General features: G+C 59.5%; 15 protein-coding genes. 9 read left to right on the top strand and 6 right to left on the bottom strand.

Annotated elements, in window-relative coordinates:
- Positions 1-160: 160 nt before the first annotated feature.
- From F3J39_RS04525 to F3J39_RS04510, 4 genes are all read left to right on the top strand, one after another.
- On the top strand, positions 161-1495 hold the full coding sequence (locus tag F3J39_RS04525; RefSeq protein ID WP_166713861.1) for an aromatic acid/H+ symport family MFS transporter: 1335 nt from the start codon (positions 161-163) through the stop codon (positions 1493-1495).
- An 88-nt stretch (positions 1496-1583) separates the two neighbouring features.
- Entirely contained in the window at positions 1584-2927 is a 1344-nt protein-coding gene (locus F3J39_RS04520; protein ID WP_166713860.1) for a VOC family protein, read from the top strand.
- A gap of 363 nt (positions 2928-3290) precedes the next feature.
- Positions 3291-4814 carry a carboxylesterase/lipase family protein gene (locus tag F3J39_RS04515; RefSeq protein WP_166713859.1) on the top strand — a complete coding sequence of 508 codons (1524 nt, stop codon included), beginning with the start codon at positions 3291-3293 and terminating at the stop codon, positions 4812-4814.
- 158 nt (positions 4815-4972) lie between these two features.
- Complete coding sequence (locus F3J39_RS04510) at positions 4973-6643, top strand: methyl-accepting chemotaxis protein (protein ID WP_166713858.1); 1671 nt, start codon at positions 4973-4975, stop codon at positions 6641-6643.
- Here F3J39_RS04510 and F3J39_RS04505 read toward each other — a convergent pair.
- Positions 6640-7482 (bottom strand): LysR substrate-binding domain-containing protein, encoded by an 843-nt coding sequence (locus F3J39_RS04505; protein WP_166713857.1) that lies wholly within the window; start codon positions 7480-7482, stop codon positions 6640-6642. The genes F3J39_RS04510 and F3J39_RS04505 overlap by 4 nt on opposite strands.
- A 128-nt stretch (positions 7483-7610) precedes the next feature.
- On the opposite strand from F3J39_RS04505, the gene F3J39_RS04500 reads away from it, so the two are divergent.
- A complete protein-coding gene (locus tag F3J39_RS04500) occupies positions 7611-8777 on the top strand; it encodes a methionine aminotransferase (RefSeq protein WP_094110916.1) in 1167 nt (388 codons plus the stop codon).
- A 13-nt stretch (positions 8778-8790) separates the two neighbouring features.
- On the top strand, positions 8791-9576 hold the full coding sequence (locus F3J39_RS04495; protein ID WP_039384421.1) for a transporter substrate-binding domain-containing protein: 786 nt from the start codon (positions 8791-8793) through the stop codon (positions 9574-9576).
- Between the two features lie 33 nt (positions 9577-9609).
- Here F3J39_RS04495 and pepT read toward each other — a convergent pair whose 3' ends face one another.
- A complete protein-coding gene (gene pepT / locus F3J39_RS04490; RefSeq protein ID WP_071668838.1) occupies positions 9610-10842 on the bottom strand; it encodes a peptidase T in 1233 nt (410 codons plus the stop codon).
- A 124-nt stretch (positions 10843-10966) separates the two neighbouring features.
- Between pepT and F3J39_RS04485 the strand changes: the two genes are divergently transcribed.
- Entirely contained in the window at positions 10967-12553 is a 1587-nt protein-coding gene (locus tag F3J39_RS04485) for an ABC transporter substrate-binding protein (protein WP_199559912.1), read from the top strand.
- Here F3J39_RS04485 and F3J39_RS04480 read toward each other — a convergent pair.
- Positions 12543-13457, bottom strand: a complete 915-nt coding sequence (locus tag F3J39_RS04480; protein ID WP_071668836.1) for a LysR family transcriptional regulator — start codon at positions 13455-13457, stop codon at positions 12543-12545. The genes F3J39_RS04485 and F3J39_RS04480 overlap by 11 nt on opposite strands.
- Before the next feature lie 145 nt (positions 13458-13602).
- Between F3J39_RS04480 and F3J39_RS04475 the strand changes: the two genes are divergently transcribed.
- Positions 13603-15024 (top strand): M20 family metallopeptidase, encoded by a 1422-nt coding sequence (locus F3J39_RS04475; protein ID WP_104084988.1) that lies wholly within the window; start codon positions 13603-13605, stop codon positions 15022-15024.
- A complete protein-coding gene (locus tag F3J39_RS04470) occupies positions 15021-16295 on the top strand; it encodes an MFS transporter (RefSeq protein WP_104084987.1) in 1275 nt (424 codons plus the stop codon). The genes F3J39_RS04475 and F3J39_RS04470 overlap by 4 nt, the downstream gene beginning before the upstream one ends.
- A 39-nt stretch (positions 16296-16334) precedes the next feature.
- On the opposite strand, the gene F3J39_RS04465 is transcribed toward F3J39_RS04470, so the two are convergent.
- From F3J39_RS04465 to F3J39_RS04455, 3 genes are all read right to left on the bottom strand, one after another.
- Complete coding sequence (locus F3J39_RS04465) at positions 16335-16433, bottom strand: YoaK family small membrane protein (protein ID WP_139239671.1); 99 nt, start codon at positions 16431-16433, stop codon at positions 16335-16337.
- Between the two features lie 11 nt (positions 16434-16444).
- On the bottom strand, positions 16445-16768 hold the full coding sequence (locus F3J39_RS04460; RefSeq protein ID WP_039384405.1) for a hypothetical protein: 324 nt from the start codon (positions 16766-16768) through the stop codon (positions 16445-16447).
- 117 nt (positions 16769-16885) lie between these two features.
- Positions 16886-18070 carry a sugar transporter gene (locus F3J39_RS04455; protein WP_039385944.1) on the bottom strand — a complete coding sequence of 395 codons (1185 nt, stop codon included), beginning with the start codon at positions 18068-18070 and terminating at the stop codon, positions 16886-16888.
- Positions 18071-18301 lie beyond the last annotated feature (231 nt).

Below are 18301 nucleotides of genomic sequence, written 5' to 3'. Positions count from 1 at the left end.
CAAAAGTATGTTTTATCAGAGGCTTAAATCGTTCTGTTTTTGAGTGAAACAGGCGTCATGTGAAAAAATTGTGCAGTGCAGGGTTAACGATGGGCTATCATATCCGCCGTTTTTTTTACCAAAACTGATGACCTTTTTGCTGAACAGCAGGAGTTAAACCGTGACCAGCGCCGAAGCCGTAGATGTTCGCCAGTTAATCAACCGTCATGCGCTGAGCCGCTGGCAGAAACGGCTTATCGCGCTCTGCTTTGTGATTGTGGCACTGGACGGTATGGATATCGCGCTGATGGGGTTCATTGCGCCCGCGCTAAAAGCAGGCTGGGGCGTAACAAACCATCTGCTGGGCATGGTGATCAGCGCCGCGCTGATTGGTCTGGCGCTGGGGGCGATGGTGGCCGGGCCGCTGGCCGACCGCTATGGGCGCCGCATCATGATCCTGCTCAGCGTGCTCTTTTTTGGGCTCTGGACGCTGGCCACCGCGCTGGCGCAGAACATCGAGCAGATGATGCTGTTTCGCTTTCTGACCGGACTGGGGCTGGGCGCCGCCATGCCCAACGTGGGCACGCTGGTGGCGGAATATGCCCCTGAACGTCGCCGATCTTTCATTATCACCGTGGTCTTTTGCGGCTTCACCTTTGGCGCAGCGGCTGGCGGATTCGCAGCGTCCTGGCTGCTGCCGCGCTACAGCTGGCACGCGGTGTTACTCATGGGCGGTATTTTGCCGTTGCTGGTGCTGCCCTGGCTGATGTATGGCCTGCCGGAGTCGGTGCGTTTTCTGATTCACCAGCGCGCGCCGGCGGCGCGTATACACGCGATCCTTGAGCGTATGCTGCCAGGAGAGGTGGCGCCAGGCAGCCGCTATCACGCCAGTGAAACTCTGAACGTGCGGCGCGGCGCGATAGCTACCGTTGTATCAGAGTCCTATCTGTTTGGCAGCCTGATGCTCTGGGGCGGCTACTTTATGGGACTGTTTCTGGTCTACCTTATTGGCAGCTGGCTGCCGTCGCTTATCAACACGCTGGGGATGTCGCTCACCGAGGCCGCGATTGTCACGGCCATGTATCAGGCGGGCGGCACGCTGGGCTCGCTGTTTGCCGGCTGGCTGATGGACCGCATGAACGCCAGTCTTGCGCTGGCGACCATCTACTTCTGCGGCGGCATTGCGATAGTTGCGCTTGGCTTCTCTCCGGCGCAGGTCGGATTGATGAGCGCAATCGCGTTCTGCAGCGGCTTCTGTTTTAACGGCGCCAATACCGGCATGAATGCGCTCTCCGCTCACTTCTATCCCACACACGCCCGCGCCACCGGCTCAAGCTGGATGCACGGCGTAGGCCGTATCGGTGCGATTCTCAGCGCGTTTGCCGGCGCAGAGTTGCTGACGCTGGGCTGGGCGTTTAGCCAGATTTTCCTGCTGCTGGCGATACCGGCCGTGCTGACAACCCTGATGCTGGTGCTCAAGTACCGCTTTGCCGATCCAAAACCGGGCGTGGAGTGACAGGGCGATCACACTTCAGGGAAAATTTTACCTGCGCTGCGTGCCTTGATTTAGAGTAACAGCACTGTTCCGGCTCAGGACCCCTGTTATGGAAAATTTTCTCAGCTCTGATGCGATCCGTACGCTATTTTCACAGGCCATGTCGGCCATGTATCAGCAGGAAGTGCCGCAGTATGGCGCGCTGACGCAGCTGGTCAGCGCGGTCAATGAACGCACGCTGGAAGCGAACTCCGCGCTGAAAGATCGGCTGGCAGCGGCGGATGAGCTGGCGCGGCTGAGCGTTGAACGCCATGGTGCTATCCGGGTCGGGACCGCCGCCGAGCTCTCTCTGCTGCGGGAGATGTTTGCCGTGATGGGCATGGAGCCGGTGGGCTATTACGACCTGTCGCAGGCGGGCGTACCGGTTCACTCCACGGCTTTCCGGCCCGTGAGCGAGGTCGCGCTGCGCCGCAATCCGTTTCGCGTTTTCACGTCGCTGCTGCGTCCTGAGCTGATTGACGATCCGGCGCTGCACGCCCGCGCGATGGCGATACTCGGCGCGCGCGATATCTTTACGCCCGGCTGCCGCAGGCTTATCCGGCGTCATCAGGAGCAGGGCGGTCTTAATGCCAGAGACGCAGCCGCGTTTGTCAGCGAGGCGCTGGAAACGTTCCGCTGGCATGCGCAGACCACGGTGGACAGCAAAACCTATCATGCGCTGAGCCAGCAGCACCGGCTGATCGCTGACGTTGTCTGCTTCCGCGGCTGCCATATCAACCATCTGACGCCGCGTACGCTGGATATCGATCGCGTGCAGGCGCTGATGCCGTCGCGCGGTATCGAGCCAAAAGTGCTGATTGAAGGCCCGCCGCGGCGCCAGGTTCCGATCCTGCTGCGGCAGACCAGCTTTAAAGCGCTGGAAGAGGCGGTGCATTTCAGTGACGGTACGCCGGGCACGCACACGGCGCGCTTCGGCGAGATAGAGCAGCGCGGTGCGGCGCTGACCCCGGCCGGCCGGGCCCTCTATGACCGGCTGCTGGCTGCCGCGGGCTCCGGCAGCGATAATGCGCAGCATCAGCAGCGCCTCAGTGAGGTATTTCGTGATTTCCCCGATGATGAAGAGACGCTGCGCGAGCAGCAGCTCGCCTGGTTCCGCTATCGTCTGACGGAGCGCGGCGAACAGCAGCCTCCGCGCGCCGGAGAGAGCGTGTCAGCCTTGCTGCAGGCTGGCCGGCTGCAGGCAGAACCTATCGTGTATGAAGATTTTCTGCCGGTCAGCGCGGCGGGCATATTTCAGTCTAATCTGGGTAATGCGGTAACAACGCGCGAGGCGGGTCACGCCAGTCAGGCAGCGTTTGAAGCGGCGCTGGGCGCGTCAGTACAGGATGAGATGGCGCTCTATGCGCAGATGCAGCAGCGCAGTCTGATTCGCTGCGGCATTCACGAGGGATAACAGAGAGCCGGTCAGCGAAATCAGCGATGATTTCAGCAGCCGGCGATTTTTTATCATTATAATGGCAGAAGCATATGCGAATACGCTTCTGCTCAGCGGCACCGTTCAGAACGGTTACGCTTTTTCCCCGATGTAAGCATGGTATTCGATCAAATCCGCCCGTTCAGGATGAAACTCATCTGACCTGCCGGATTCAGCCCCGCCACAATAGACTAAACAGCCTGCCGACAGTAAGCCAAAATATTTGATGATCTCATTCAGCGATCCGGGTCATGTTTCGGCATAATCTGCAAATGCTTTAAGAACATAGACATTTATCGGGTCGCTGCAAATAATGAGGCACGCTTTATCAGGGAACCCGATATGAAAAATGAACCGCGTCTGAGGATCAAGACAGCAGAAGGCGAGCTCAGCGGCCTGATGGATGATGACATCTATATTTTCAAAGGGATACCTTATGCTGCGCCGCCGACGGGCGCGCTACGCTGGCGGCCGCCTCAGCCGGTTACCCCCTGGCAAACCGCACGCGACGCGACCGCGTGGGGAGCAGCGAGCTGGCAAAATCGCGAATACTGCATCGGCATCGGTGGTGGCGATCCGGGCACTTTCAGTGAAGATTGCTTATATCTCAATATCTGGACTCCCGATCCTGAGCCTGGCGCACCGCTGCCGGTGATGGTCTGGCTGCACGGTGGTGGTTTCACCCTCGGTGCCGGCAGCCTGGATCCTTATCAGGGTAAAGCGCTGGCCGCACAGGGCGTGGTAGTAGTCACCCTTAACTACCGGCTGGGCCATCTTGGTTTTTTTTCACATCCCGCGCTGGATGCGCAGTATAAGGCGGGCGCAACCGTCAATAACTTTGCGCTGCTCGACCAGATAGCCGCACTGCAGTGGATCCAGCGCAATATTCCCGCCTTTGGCGGCAACCGTCGCAATATCACGCTATTTGGTGAATCGTCCGGCGCCCGCAGCGTACTCTCTCTCTGCTGTTCACCGCTGGCAGAAGGGCTGTTTCACAAAGGCATCGTCCAGAGCAGCTACAGTCTGCCCGATCTGACGCAGCCGCAGGCGCGGCAGAAGGGAATAGAGGTCGCCGCCCATTTCGGACTGCCGGAGAACGCAACGGCAGAACAGCTGCGCGCGCTGCCCGGCGATGCATTCTGGTCGCTGGCACAGCCGCTGGCGCCGGGACCGGTGGCGATCAGCGGGGATGCCGTGCTGCCAAAGCCGATGCTCGACACCTTTATCGCCGGCCGGCAGCATCGCGTGCCGCTGATGATTGGCAGCAACAGCGATGAAGCCAGCGTACTCAACTATTTTGGGGTCGACGCGCGCGGCGTGCTGCTGCAGATGCGCGAGAAGAACCGCTTCACTTATCGCCTGCTGAAATGGTTATACGACATTCATGATGATGCGCTGCTGGGACGTGCGGTGGCACGCGATATGGCGTTTACCGTCATGCCGCTGCTGGTCGCGCAGTCGCAGTCCGGTACCGGCATGCCCGTCTGGCGCTACTGGTTTGACTATGTTTCTGAAAATGCGCGCGATCTCTACCCGCACGGCGCCTGGCACGGTAATGAAATCCCCTATGTGTTTAACGCGCTGGAGACGCTGCCGCCGCCCGATAACCGGCCTTATACTGCCGCGGACAAAACCCTGGCGGCAGAGGTAAGCGCATACTGGGTGGCGTTTGCCAGGGATGCCACTGAATTCAGCTATCGCCTGCGCGGTCGCAATGAAACGGAGTGGCCCGTCTGGCGCACCGGAGAGGATGTCACGCTCGCGTTTGGTGAACAGGGCCGTGCGGTTACCACTTTAAAAAAGCGCTTTATGCGTCGCCGTTTGCGCCTGTTCCGGCTGATGATGCGCAGCCACGTGCAGCTGTAATGCCGGTAGCAGACTGGCGCACGATTGCGTTGTTCCCCCCCGCTGCGCTGGCGCTTATTTAGCTTACAAAACGGTTACATTTTCCCTGCCTGCTGCCGATAACCGCAATATGCCCGATTTTATCGGGCGATAACGCGTATCAATCCAGGGGAACAGGTATGGGTATCTTTAAAAATTTTACGATTCGCGCGGTTTTACTGGCGCTGCTCGGGCTGTTTTGCCTGCTGTGGTGCGGCGTCGGTCTGTTCAGCGTTTATGCGCTGAATGCGCTGGGGAAAGGCAATGAGGTCGATCGCCAGCTGGTGAATCAGATGACGGTGCTGAGCAAAGGCAACGATCAATATTTTCGGGTAGTAACGCGTCTGTCGCGCGTGATGGAGAGCCGTACCGCCGGCGCGGCAATCAGCACAGAAGCCTTTGCCCCCGTTGAGCAGGCGCTCAGCAGCATGAAAGCGCAGCTGGATCAGTTTAAAGCGATGGCACCCGGTCCGATGGATCCGGCAACAGCGCAGAGCGTAATCAACAGCTGGCAGAAACTGCTGGATGAGGGCATTGCGCCGCAGGTCGCGCTGGCGCGCCAGGGCACGCCTGAAGCGTACAAAGCGCAGGCGACCGGCGTGACGCCGGCGCTGAGCCGCGCGTTTGGCGCCACTGCCGAAACCTTTAATCAGTCCGCGGGCAGCAAACTGGATGCAACACGGGTCACGGTAGACCGGCTGACAGGCATGACCAAAGTCATCATCGTGATGGCGGTGGCGGCAGGTCTGCTGATCCTGCTGTTTACGGACAGGTATCTGGTGAGCATGCTGGTCAGGCCGCTGGCGCGGATCCGCGAGCACTTTACGCTGATCGCGCAGGGCGATCTCAGCCAGCCAATGGAGGATGCAGGCCGCAACTGCGTGGGCAAACTGATACCGCTGCTGCGCGCCATGCAGGAGAGCCTGCGCGATGCCGTCAGCGCTATCCGCAGCGGGACAGATAATATCTACCGCGGCGCGTCGGAAATCTCCGCCGGCAACAATGACCTCTCTTCACGCACCGAAGAGCAGGCGGCCGCGCTGGAACAGACCGCGGCCAGCATGGAGCAACTCACCGCGACGGTGAAACTCAACGCCGATAACGCCCGTCAGGCCAGCGCGCTGGCTGATACCGCGACCGGCACCGCGCAGCAGGGTGGTCAGCTGGTAGGCGAAGTGGTTGCCACGATGCAGGGCATTTCCGGCAGCTCGAAGAAAATTGCTGAAATTACCAGCGTCATCAACAGCATCGCTTTCCAGACCAATATCCTGGCGCTCAATGCGGCAGTTGAAGCGGCGCGTGCCGGTGAGCAGGGGCGCGGCTTTGCCGTAGTGGCCAGCGAGGTGCGCAATCTGGCACAGCGCAGCGCCGGAGCCGCAAAAGAGATTGCCAGCCTGATTGCCGACTCGGTGGAGCGGGTGGACAAAGGCTCCGTGCTGGTAAGCAGCGCCGGCACCACGATGGATCAGATCCTGACGTCCGTGCAGGATGTCAGCGAAATTATGAAACAGATCGCTGCGGCCTCCGAAGAGCAGAGTAAAGGGATCTCGCAGGTTGGCACCGCAGTCACGGAGATGGACAGCGTGACGCAGCAGAACGCCTCGCTGGTTGAGCAGGTCTCTGCGGCGGCGAGCGCGCTGGAGCGGCAGACGGAAGCGCTGCAGCTCTCCGTCGCGCGTTTCCGCCTCTCTGCCGTCGCGCCGGTTCATCATGCGCCGCCGGTTTCCGCTGCTCCGCTGCGTCGTCCGGCGCTGGCTGGCGCTACGCCGGCGGCGAAACCCGCAGCCAGTGAGGAGTGGGTCGCTTTTTAGGCACGGCTGAGCCACGACACCAGCTCAGCGAGCAGCGGCGGGGCGCGCTTATCCTGACGCTGCAGTAAACTGTACGCCGCCCCGGTTGCCACGCTGCCGGGGAACGGCGTCACCAGGCGCTGCGCCAGCAGATCGTTTTCAATCAGCGTGATATCCGCCACCGTAATACCAAACCCCTGTATTGCCGCACTGATAGCGAGATCCATCGTGGCAAAATGCTGATTACGCTGCATCACCAGCTCAATCCGCTGCTGCTGCAGCCAGTGCTGCCAGTCACGCCGGTCTGGCGTCGGATGCAGAAACGTCAGCGCGCTCATCTCTTCAATTCGCTGCGGGATCGCCATCCCGGCGGCCAGCACCGGCGTCAGACGCTCATCAAACAGCCGCAGCGCATCGGGTGGCGGCAGACCATAAACAATCGCCGCATCGAACTCCTCCAGCTGAGAGAGATGCTCCTGGGTCGTGGTCAGCGCGACATGCGTTGCCGGGTAGCGCTGTTCAAACGTAATCAGGCGCGGGAGCAGCCAGCGCATAATGCAGCTGGGCGCTTTCAGCCGCAGCGTCTGCGACGGCTGGCGCGCCCGTTCCGTTACCGCCAGCAGCTGCTGATAGCTCTGCTGCAGCTCCGGCAGCAGCGCCGCGCCGCGTTCAGTCAGCCGCAGGCCACGCGCATGGCGCTGAAACAGCGCAAAGCCCAGCCAGTTTTCCAGCGTGGCAATTTTGCGGCTTACCGCACTCTGCGTCAGGTACAGCTCGCGCGCCGCATGCGTCAGATTGAGACAGCGCGCCGTCACCAGAAACGCGTTAATCGCCGTCAGGGGAGGAGCAGAACAGGCCATAACATCCTCAGCTATGCAATTTTCTCATGGCTATTATGACGACAATTCGCTTGTCGTCTCAAGGCGCTATGCGTTGAATAACGATCTGATCTTTCAATCTTACTCTGTCAGTCAGCGAGGCCGCAGCAATGAGCATCACCACGCCAGTTTCTCTCTGTTCAAAACAGCCCGATGTGGGCACCACGATCTTTAGCGTGATCGGTCAGCTCTCGGCCCGCCATCAGGCGATTAACCTGTCGCAGGGCGCCCCCAATTTTCCCTGCGATCCGCTGCTGGTGGAGCTGGTGGCGCAGGCGATGCGCGACGGCCAGAATCAGTACGCGCCGATGACCGGCCTGCCGGCGCTGAAAAACGCGCTGGCGGAAAAAGTGCGCACGCTTTATGGCCAGCATTATGATGCTGACAGCGAAGTGCTGATCACCGGCAGCGCCAGCCAGGGGCTCTATATGGCGATTTCAGCCCTGGTGCACGCAGGCGATGAAGTGATTTTTTTTGAGCCAGCCTTCGACAGCTATGCGCCGGTGGTGCGCCTGCAGGGCGCCACGCCGGTAGGGATCAAGCTGCAGCAGCCCGATTTTGCCATTAACTGGGATGAGGTACGCGCCCGTCTCTCACCGCGTACCCGCATGATCATTATTAATACGCCGCATAATCCGACCGGACAGGTGCTGACGCCGGCAGACCTGAGCGCGCTGGCGCAGCTGACGCGCAACACCGATATTATTGTGCTGTCAGATGAGGTGTATGAGCATATTCTGTTTGATGGCCGTCAGCATTGCGGTATGGCGACCCATCCGGAACTGGCGCAGCGCAGCGTTATCGTCTCGTCATTTGGCAAAACCTTTCACGTCACCGGCTGGCGGGTTGGCTACGCGCTGGCACCGGCTGCTATCATGGCAGAAATCGTCAAGATCCATCAGTTCATGATGTACGCGGCAGACACGCCGATGCAGGCGGGGTTTGCCTGCTATCTCGCGCAGCCGGAGCACTATCTGCAGCTCGCTGCGCTCTATCAGGCAAAGCGCGACCGGCTGGCCACGCTGCTGCAGGCGTCACCGTTCAGGCTGCTGCCCGCCAGCGGATCCTTTTTTATGCTGGCGAGCTTTCGCGATTTCAGTGACGAGAGCGACAGCGAAATGGTAAAACGTCTTATCGTTGATTACGGCGTGGCGACCATTCCGCTCTCAGCGTTTTATTCAGATGGCACCGATAACCGATTAATCCGTCTTTCGTTTGCTAAAGATGACGCCACACTTGAGGCGGGCGCAGCTGCGCTCTGCCGGGTTACAGGGTAAAAGAGGACATATAATGAAAAAACTAAACGCGCTGTTTATTGCACTGGGCATGATCGCATCGGCACAGACGCTGGCGCAGACCAGCCTGCGCTATGGCGTGGAGTCACAATACCCGCCGTTTGAGAGCCGCAACGCGCACGGCGAGCTGGAAGGCTTTGATATTGAGCTGGGTAACGCCATCTGTAAAACCGGCAACTTCAATTGCAGCTGGGTGGAGAGCAGCTTTGATGCGCTGATCCCGGCGCTGCAGGCGAAAAAGTTTGATGCGATTAACTCCGCGATGAACATCACCGAGGCGCGGGCAAAAAGCATCGATTTCACCAAACCGATTTACCGTATTCCCAGCATGCTGATTGTGAAAGCGGGCGAGAAGCTGCAGCCTTCAGCAGATGCGCTGAAAGGCAAATCGGTCGGCGTGCTGCAGGGCTCTATTCAGGAGACCTATGCGAAGAAACACTGGGAGCCTCAGGGCGTGACGGTAACGTCCTATCAGGATCAGAACCAGGTCTATAACGATATGGTCGCCGGTCGTCTGGACGGCACGCTGGTGATGTCGGCGGCCGGGCAGTCCGGCTTCCTGGATAAGCCGCAGGGGAAAGGTTTTGCCTTTGCCGGCGGACCGGTTGAGGATGACGCTATCCTGGGCACCGGCATCGGTTATGGACTGCGCAAAGGCGACAGCCAGCTGAAAACGGCGCTGGATGAAGCTATCAGCAAGGTTCAGGCGGACGGCACCGTGACCCGGCTGGCAGCCAAATATTTCCCGGGCATTGACGTGACCGCCAGCAAACAGCCCTGATAAAGAGCGGGCAGGCGCAACGCCTGCCCTCTGTCAGGCTGGCCTGGCAGCCAGCGCGCACAGCGCCTCCGCCACCTGATACGACTTCACAAATGAGGGGATCGGCAGAAACTCAAAGCGCGAATGAAAATTGTGCGCGCCGGTAAAAAAGTTAGGCGTCAGCAGACCTTTCGCTGACAGCGCAGAGCCATCGGTGCCACCGCGCATCGGGATCACTTTCGGCGTCACGCCAGCCTGCGCCAGCGCGGCAAACAGCAGATCGATGGCGCGGCGATCTTCACCAATCGCATTGCTGATATTGCTGTAAACGTCGCCGATCGTCAGCGCCACCTTGCCGGTGGGATAGCGGGCGGCAATCTGTTCGGCAACCGTTGCCAGCTGCTGTTTCTTCGCGGCAAAACCCTGCAGATCGAAATCACGAATGGAGGCTTTCAGCACCGCCTGGCTGGCGTTCGCCTGCATCTCATTAAACCAGATATAGCCTTCGCGGCCCTCGGTCTGTTCCGGCGTCGCCTGGCGATCAAAACAGCTGATAAAATCATGCGCCATCAGCAGCGGATTGACCAGCACCCCTTTCCCTGACATCGGATGCGCCGGCACGCCGCTAAACACCAGCTCAGCGCTGGCGCCGTTGAAGCATTCATAGACCACCTCTCCCAGCTCACAGCAGTCGATGGTCCAGGCGAAATCGACGTTAAAACGCCGCTCAAGATCCAGCGCTTTGGCACCGCGCAGCCCAATCTCTTCGTCCGGCACAAACGCGACCACGACATCGCCGTGCGCGCCCTGCAGATTCGCCATGAGCGTCATCACCACGCTTACCGCCGCTTTGTTATCGGCACCCAGCACGCTGGTGCCGTCGCTGAAAATAATCTCCTGACCGCGGTAAGGCAGGATCTCCGGATGTTCCGCCACGCGCAGCCAGATTTGCTGCTCAGCATTAAGACAGAGGTCGTCGCCGGTAAAGGTCAGCTTTTGCGGATGGATATCGGGCGAGAGGCCAACGTCCACGGTATCGATATGGGTAATAAAACCGATACGGGGTGCGCCAGGCGTGTTGCCGGGCTTAACGGCGGTTACGGTGGCGTGCTGGTCAATCTCGACCTGCTGCAGCCCCAGGTCTCGCAGCTCCTGTGCCAGCAGCGCAGCCATCTCATGCTGAGAGGGCGTACTGGGCAGGGTGGTGGACTTTGCATCACTCTGGCTGGAGACCGCCAGATAACGATAAAACCGCCGGGTCAGTTCCCGGGCAAGCTGGTCTGTCATCACAATTCCTTATCAGTAAGGGTCCGCAGGTGATACGCCTGGCGGTGAAAACATGTTATCAATGAAATAAATAGCGATGCAGACCAACATAAGTCAATAAAAAGCGAGAAACAGTATGAAAATGATGATGAGCAAACTGGCGCTAAGCCTGCTGGGCGTGGCTGTGGCGGGCAGTGTGTCAGCGAAGACGCTGGTTTACTGTTCTGAAGGCTCCCCGGAAAACTTTAACCCGCAGCTTTATACCTCCGGCACCAGCGTGGATGCCAGCGCCGTACCGCTGTTTGACCGGCTGGTGGACTTCCGTCCCGGCACGACCGATTTACAGCCTGCGCTGGCAGAAAGCTGGGAGATCAGCCCCGATGGCAGGGTTTACACCTTCCATCTGCGCAAAGGCGTAAAATTCCACAGCAATAAACTTTTCACGCCGGGACGCGACTTCAATGCGGACGACGTGATTTTTTCTTTTATGCGGCAGATGGATGCAAAAAATCCCTATCACACCGTATCCGGCGGCAACTACGCGAACTTTGAGAGCCTGGAGCTGGCAAAACTCATCACTGCCATTGACCGCGTAGATGATCACACCGTGCGTATCACGCTGGCGCACCCGGAAGCGCCTTTTCTCGCCGATCTGGCGTGGTATTTCGCCTCCATTCATTCCGCCGAGTATGCGGACAAAATGCTGAAGGCGGGCACGCCGGAAAAGGTTGATATGCAGCCGATTGGCACCGGCCCGTTTGAGCTGGTGCAGTATCAGAAAGATTCACGCATTCTGTATAAGGCGTTCCCGGCTTACTGGCAGGGCAAAGCAAAACTGGATCGGCTGATATTTTCAATCACGCCGGACGCCTCGGTGCGACTGGCGAAGCTGGAGAAAAATGAGTGCCAGGTTATGCCGTTCCCGAATCCGGCCGATCTCGATAAGATGCGCAACAATCCCGATCTGACGCTGGAGCAGAAGTCGGGCCTGAACACCGGTTTTCTCTCGTTTAACACCACCAAAGCGCCGCTGGATAATGTGAAGGTGCGCCAGGCGCTCGCAATGGCCATCAATAAACAGGCGATTATCGACGCAATCTTCAAAGGCACCGGCACAGTAGCGAAAAACATTCTGCCGCCGGGCGTCTGGAGCGCGGATCAGCAGCTGAAAGATTACGCCTACGATCCGCAACAGGCCAAAGCGCTGCTGCAGGAGGCGGGCATCAAACCCGGTACCGAAATCGCACTCTGGGCGATGCCGGTGCAGCGCCCCTATAATCCCAACGCGCGCCGGATGGCTGAGATGATTCAGGCGGACTGGGCGCAGGTGGGTATCAAAGCCAGCATCGTCAGCTATGAGTGGGGCGAATACCTTAAGCGGGTCAAGAGCGGCGAGCATCAGGCGGCGCTGATGGGCTGGACCACCGCCACCGGCGATCCGGATAACTTCTTTGGTCCGCTCTACAGCTGCACATCAGCGAATGGCGGCTCCAACTCGTCAAAGTGGTGCTATCAGCCGTTTGAGAAAATCATTACCGCCGCGCGCGCCGAGCAGGATCATGATCGGCGCGTTGCGCTCTATCAGGAAGCGCAGCAGATGATGCATGACCAGATGCCGGCGGTCATGATCGCACACTCCACTATTTTTGAACCGGTGCGCAAGTCGGTCAGCGGCTATCAGGTTGATCCGTTTGGCAAGCACAACTTCTATCCGGTCGATATTAAGCAGTAAGCGCTGGATCTTCTGCGCTCAGCTGCTGCTGCAGGAACGCGAGGAACAGCGTCAGGGCGGCGCTGCGGGGTCGCCCTGACTGCGCCTGCAGCTGGAGTGTACGCTGACTGAGCTGTTCGATATTAATGCTCCGCAGGGCGAGCTGATGCCGTCCGGTCTGGCCGCGTACGGTAAAGGCGCTGCAGATTGTCACCGCCTGCGGCGTCTGCAGCAGAAAGTTAAACAGCGCCGAGAAGTTGTCGCAGGTTAACACCGGCTCAATCAGCTGGCCGCTCATGTGGCTCGCCAGTTCAAACAGCTGGCGTACGGTCGTATTTTGCTGGGGCAGCGCCAGCGGATAGTGGCTGAGCTGCGCCAGCGTAATAGCGGACGCTGCGGCCAGCGGGTGCTGCTGCTGCATCAGGAGCAACACCGGCGCAGGCCAGGAGCCGATAACCTCCACTCCCTGTTCAGCACGCAGGCTGAACTGCAGCGCAATATCGCACGCGCCCTGACGCAGCTGCTCTGCCACACCCTGTGCGTCTGCCACCTGTACCTCAAACAGCGTGGCCGGGTGGTCAGCGCGAAACGCGGCGATCAGAGCCGGTAGCAGGCTGAACGCCAGACCATCGGTACAGGCCACGCGGATCAGCGTGCGCCGCATCGCACGTAATCCGTTGATTTCCGCCAGGGCATACTCCATATCGAGCTGCGTTTTTCGCACGTGATGCGCAAAGATTTCCCCCGCCTCCGTCAGCACCATCCCGCGCGCGTGGCGCTGAAACAGCGGCGTGCCAACCTGCGTCTCCAGCCGCTGTATCTGACGACTGATAGCGGAAACGGCCACGTAGAGCTGCGCGCTGGCCGCGCTGAGCGATCCTTCCCGGGCAACCACCAGAAAATAGCGAAGTTCAGTGCTTAACATCGACGTGCCTCATGATAGTGCATGCCTCAGAAACGGGCAGGGAAGCTTTGCTGTAAAAGCAAAGCATACTCGATAAATTGATAATTGTGGCAAAGCAGTGATTTCGTAACTATGTCAGCACAATAACGCAAACAGAGATGCAAACATGACACGAGATCGGGCGATATCAGCCGCGCTGCGCTACTTCGACAGCGGTGAGTTTCAGCAGCTGCTGGCGAGACGCGTGGCGCTGCGCACGGAGAGTCAGCGACCAGATCGTGCGCCGCAGCTGGCGCATTACCTGCGCGAGGAGATCGGCCCGCAGCTGAGCGCGCTCGGTTTTGAGCTGCACTTTATCGCCAACCCGCTGGCGGATAAGCCGCCGTTCCTGGTTGCCATCCGTATGGAAGCGGCGACGCTGCCCACGCTGCTGAGCTATGGTCACGGCGATGTGGTCTTTGGTGACGATGAAAACTGGCGCGCCGATCTGGATCCCTGGCAGCTGACGGCAGAGGGCGATCGCTGGTATGCGCGCGGCAGCGCGGATAATAAAGGCCAGCACTGCATAAATCTGGCGGCGCTGGAGCAGGTCTGGCACGCGCGGGGCGGCCGGCTCGGCTTTAACTGCAAACTGCTGTTTGAAATGGGTGAGGAGATTAGCTCGCCGGGCCTGGCGGAACTCTGCCGGGAACATGCTGCGCTGCTGAAGGCCGATCTCTTTATCGCGTCAGACGGACCGCGCGTCAGCGCACCCCGTCCGACCCTGTTTCTCGGCTCACGCGGCGCGGTAAATTTTCGTCTCACCATCAACGCGCGCGACAACGCCTGTCACTCCGGCAACTGGGGCGGCCTGTTGAGTAACCCCGGTACCCGGCTGGCCCATGCGATCGCAGCACTGATAAGCGCCCGCGGTGAGCTGCAGGTCGCCGCGCTGAAACCTGACTCTCTGACGCCCGCGGTGCGTGCGATCCTGAGCAGCATCCGCGTGGGCGGCATGCCGGGCGATCCTGCGCTTGCCTGCAACTGGGGGGAGCCGGGGCTGACGCCTGCCGAACGCCTTTATGGCTGGAACACGCTGGAAGTGCTGACCTTTATCACCGGCAATCCGGCACGCCCGATGAATGCTATCCCCGCCAGCGCCACGGCGGTATGCCAGCTGCGCTTCGTGGTGGGAACCGACTGGCAGCGGCTGGGCGAGCACGTTACGGCTCACCTTGCCGCCGCAGGCTTTACTGACGTTGAGGTTGAGGTGCTGCACGGATCGCCGGCAACGCGTTTTGATCCGACCGATCCGCTGGTGGAGTGGGTCATGCATACCATGACGGCGCTGTGTGAGCAGCCTCCGGCGCTGCTGCCGAATCTGGGCGGATCGCTGCCGAACGATGTGTTTGCGGACATTCTGGGATTACCGACGCTCTGGGTGCCGCACTCCTATCCGGCCTGCGGGCAGCATGGCGTCAATGAGCATCTGCTGACGCCGGTGGCGCGCGAAGGGCTGCAGATCATGACCGCGCTGCTGTGGGATCTGGGCGAGCGGGGTGACGCGCTTATTGCACAGCATCGTGCCAGAGCAGGAGGTGCACAATGAGCAGCCTGAACCCGGCCGCCACGCTCGCGGGGAGTAAACCTGCGCTGCATAAAACGCTGTTTGCCACCTGCATCGGCAATGCCCTGGAGTGGTTTGATATTGCGGTATATGGATTTTTTGCCAGCTATATTGCCCACGCGTTTTTCCCGGTCAGCGATCCGGCGGTCTCGCTGCTGCTGACCTTTGGCAGTTTTGGCGTCTCATTTCTGATCCGCCCGCTGGGGGCAATCGTGCTGGGTAACTACGCCGATCGCCACGGACGCAAGCGGGCGCTGCTGCTCTCAATCAATCTGATGATGCTGGGCGGGGCGATCATCACTTTTATGCCGGGCTATGCGCACATCGGGCTGCTGGCGCCGCTGCTGATTCTGGTAGCGCGGCTGATTCAGGGATTTTCAGCTGGCGGCGAGTTTGGCAGCTCGACGGCCTTTCTGGTGGAGCACTATCCCGAGCGCAAAGCCTTTATTGCCAGCTGGCAGTTCGCGACCCAGGGAGCCAGTACGCTGATGGCCTCTGCGTTTGGGCTGGGGCTGACGCAGCTGCTGAGCGAAAGTGAAATGCAGGCGTGGGGCTGGCGCATTCCGTTTGCCTTTGGGCTGCTGATTGGTCCGCTGGGTCTCTATATCCGCCGCCATGTGCATGAGCCCGCAAGCTTTGCCGACCGCCCGCCGGAGCCCGCGCCGCTGAAGCGTCTGTTCGGGCGCCAGAAGCAGCTGATGCTGCTGGCGATTGGCCTGATGGTAATCTCGACGGCGGTTAACTACATGCTGAACTATGTGCCGACCTGGGCGACCAAAAATCTCCACCTTTCAGGCAGCGCGGCCTTTACCGCTACGCTGCTGGGCGGGGTGATCCTGACGCTGGTGACGCCGCTGATGGGCCTGTGGGCGGAGCGCGTTGGCCGCGCACCGCTGATGTGGGGATCGCTGATACTGTTAATGGTTACCATCTGGCCGGCGTTCCGGCTGTTAGCGAACCATACCACGCCGGTGACGCTGATTTTGCTGGTCTGCTGGATGGCGCTGCTGAAGTCGGTCTACTTCTCCGTGGTGCCTTCAGTGATGGCCGATCTCTTTCCGATGGGCACGCGCGCCAGCGGCATGGCGATCAGCTATAACGTCGCCGTTACCCTCTTTGGCGGCTTTGCGCCCCTGATTTGCACGCTGCTGATTAGCTGGACGGGAAGTAGCCTGGCACCGGGCTATTATCTGATGGCGATGTCGCTGCTGAGCGGCGCGGCGTTGCTCTTTAGCCAGAAGCATATCCGTTAAGGCGCAGACGTCGGCTGCTGCCGCCGCAGCGGTGCCGCTTTACGATCCCGGCACCGCTGCACCGCTGGCGATAAACCAGGCCAGAAACGTTACGCCGGCAACAATAATGGCAATGGGAAACAGCAAACCAATCTTCATAGCAATCCTTATTAAGCGAGCCGGAGCAGCGCGCGATGCGTTTTCATCATGCTGAACAGTTCAAACTGCGTGGCATCCGCGATCTGCCGCAGGCGATCGCCTTTATGGTAGTCAATGTGCTGAATCTGCCCGAGCTGACGCCAGACCACAATAGCGGAGGCGAGCAGCGCACAGTTCTCTTCGCTCTGCAGGCACTCAACCGTGGCGTAGCGGGTTTCATCCAGGGTATTGATAAAAACGCTCAGCGCAGCGGCTGGCACAATCGCCCGGATATCCTCAAGCATGACGTGGCTGACGGCGCGCGACAGAATCAGCGTTACTCGTTTACTGTTCATAACGGTCCCTGCGGAGAGAGTCAGTGGGATTATAAAGGGCAAAACGGACAGGATGCGAGGCGTAATACAAAAAGCGGGCTCCGGCAGCGTGCGTCCCTGCAGCTGCCGGTCGGTCAGTCAGCCATTAGAGCGTAACTGCGGATAGCGGCGGAAAATCGCCACGCACCAGAACAGCGAGAAAAGCCCTATCAGCGCCCCGACGTTACCCACGTCTGAGAGCTGCAGATGCTGGCTGACCTGGCTGCCGAGCAGTGCGCCGGCTCCGATACCGATATTATAAATACCGGAGAAGAGCGACATCGCCACATCGGTGGCATCCGGGGCCAGTGACAGCACGCGAACCTGCATCGCCAGTCCGATCATCATCATCGCCATGCCCCAGATAATACAGAGGGTAATAATGGCGGTCGGGCGCACCGCTGCAAAAATCAGCAGTCCCATACAGAGCGTGATCAGCGCAATAGCAGCGATTAACATCGCAGACGGGAAGCGGTTACCCAGCGTACTGAACAGAATACTGCCGAGAATGCCCGCAGAGCCGAACAGCAGCAGCAGCAGGGTGGTAAAATTGGCATCCGCGTTCGCTACCACCTGCATAAAGGGTTCAATATAGCTATAAGCGGTGTAGTGCGCCGTGACCACCAGCGTCACCAGCAGATACATCGTCACCAGCGCCGGACGGCGGAACAGCATCGGCACGCTGCTGAGTGAGCCGGTATGCTCGCTGGGCAGACGCGGTAACACACGCACCAGCAGGATCATCAGCACCAGCGCCGAGAGGCCAATCATGCCAAACGTGGTGCGCCAGCCGAGATACTGCCCGATTACGCGCCCGATAGGCACCCCCAGAACCATTGCCAGTGCGGTTCCGGTGGCAAGCATACTCAGCGCCTGCGTTTTTTTACCCGCCGGTGCCACGCGAATAGCCAGCGAGGCAGTAATCGACCAGAACACGGCGTGTGAGAGTGCAATCCCGATACGGGACACCACCAGAGAGCGGAAGTCCCAGGCAAACGCTGAGAGCACGTGGCTGCCGGTAAAGAGAATAAACAGCACCGCCAGCAGCAGACGCCGCTCAACGTTGCGCGTCAGCAGCATCAGCGGCAGCGACAGCAGCGCCACCACCCAGGCATAAATGGTGAGCATGATCCCCACATCTGCCGTTTTCATCGTAAAGCTTGCTGCAATATCAGAAAGCAGGCCGACCGGCACAAATTCAGTGGTATTAAAGACAAACGCCGCAATGGCCAGCAGGACAACGCGTAGCCAGGCTGTTTTACGGGAAACGGTAGATGTTTGCATGAAGTTCAAATTAGTCAGACAGCAGGTTAACGGGAGCAGAGACGCCTCAAAGGTGATCTGCGTCACAAATTATCTCTATTGTGGCTGATGAACCGGCAGATGGAAACCTGCTAAGGCTTTTTTATTCCTCTGTTTATTACCGGCATCAGCCGCTGACGGGGAAAAGCGCGGAATTCAGGGCTGACAGAGTGGCGACGTAACCCTTATTTATAACAGTGTGACTTCAGACCA

The sequence above is a fragment of the Pantoea sp. Acro-807 genome (assembly GCF_011752675.1).
Lineage (GTDB): Bacteria > Pseudomonadota > Gammaproteobacteria > Enterobacterales > Enterobacteriaceae > Pantoea > Pantoea eucrina.
The sequence above is the reverse complement of the archived record's forward strand: the minus strand, read 5'-3'. Positions and strand labels throughout refer to the sequence as shown.

What these genes read in the sequence shown, in the direction of transcription:
- F3J39_RS04455 (WP_039385944.1), bottom strand. Translation starts at nt 18,070, where the DNA reads ATGCAAACATCTACCGTTTCCCGTAAAACAGCCTGGCTACGCGTTGTC.
- F3J39_RS04510 (WP_166713858.1), top strand. Translation starts at nt 4,973, where the DNA reads ATGGGTATCTTTAAAAATTTTACGATTCGCGCGGTTTTACTGGCGCTG.
- pepT (WP_071668838.1), bottom strand. Translation starts at nt 10,842, where the DNA reads ATGACAGACCAGCTTGCCCGGGAACTGACCCGGCGGTTTTATCGTTAT.
- F3J39_RS04485 (WP_199559912.1), top strand. Translation starts at nt 10,967, where the DNA reads ATGATGAGCAAACTGGCGCTAAGCCTGCTGGGCGTGGCTGTGGCGGGC.
- F3J39_RS04515 (WP_166713859.1), top strand. Translation starts at nt 3,291, where the DNA reads ATGAAAAATGAACCGCGTCTGAGGATCAAGACAGCAGAAGGCGAGCTC.
- F3J39_RS04475 (WP_104084988.1), top strand. Translation starts at nt 13,603, where the DNA reads ATGACACGAGATCGGGCGATATCAGCCGCGCTGCGCTACTTCGACAGC.
- F3J39_RS04500 (WP_094110916.1), top strand. Translation starts at nt 7,611, where the DNA reads ATGAGCATCACCACGCCAGTTTCTCTCTGTTCAAAACAGCCCGATGTG.
- F3J39_RS04520 (WP_166713860.1), top strand. Translation starts at nt 1,584, where the DNA reads ATGGAAAATTTTCTCAGCTCTGATGCGATCCGTACGCTATTTTCACAG.
- F3J39_RS04505 (WP_166713857.1), bottom strand. Translation starts at nt 7,482, where the DNA reads ATGGCCTGTTCTGCTCCTCCCCTGACGGCGATTAACGCGTTTCTGGTG.
- F3J39_RS04460 (WP_039384405.1), bottom strand. Translation starts at nt 16,768, where the DNA reads ATGAACAGTAAACGAGTAACGCTGATTCTGTCGCGCGCCGTCAGCCAC.
- F3J39_RS04465 (WP_139239671.1), bottom strand. Translation starts at nt 16,433, where the DNA reads ATGAAGATTGGTTTGCTGTTTCCCATTGCCATTATTGTTGCCGGCGTA.
- F3J39_RS04495 (WP_039384421.1), top strand. Translation starts at nt 8,791, where the DNA reads ATGAAAAAACTAAACGCGCTGTTTATTGCACTGGGCATGATCGCATCG.
- F3J39_RS04470 (WP_104084987.1), top strand. Translation starts at nt 15,021, where the DNA reads ATGAGCAGCCTGAACCCGGCCGCCACGCTCGCGGGGAGTAAACCTGCG.
- F3J39_RS04480 (WP_071668836.1), bottom strand. Translation starts at nt 13,457, where the DNA reads ATGTTAAGCACTGAACTTCGCTATTTTCTGGTGGTTGCCCGGGAAGGA.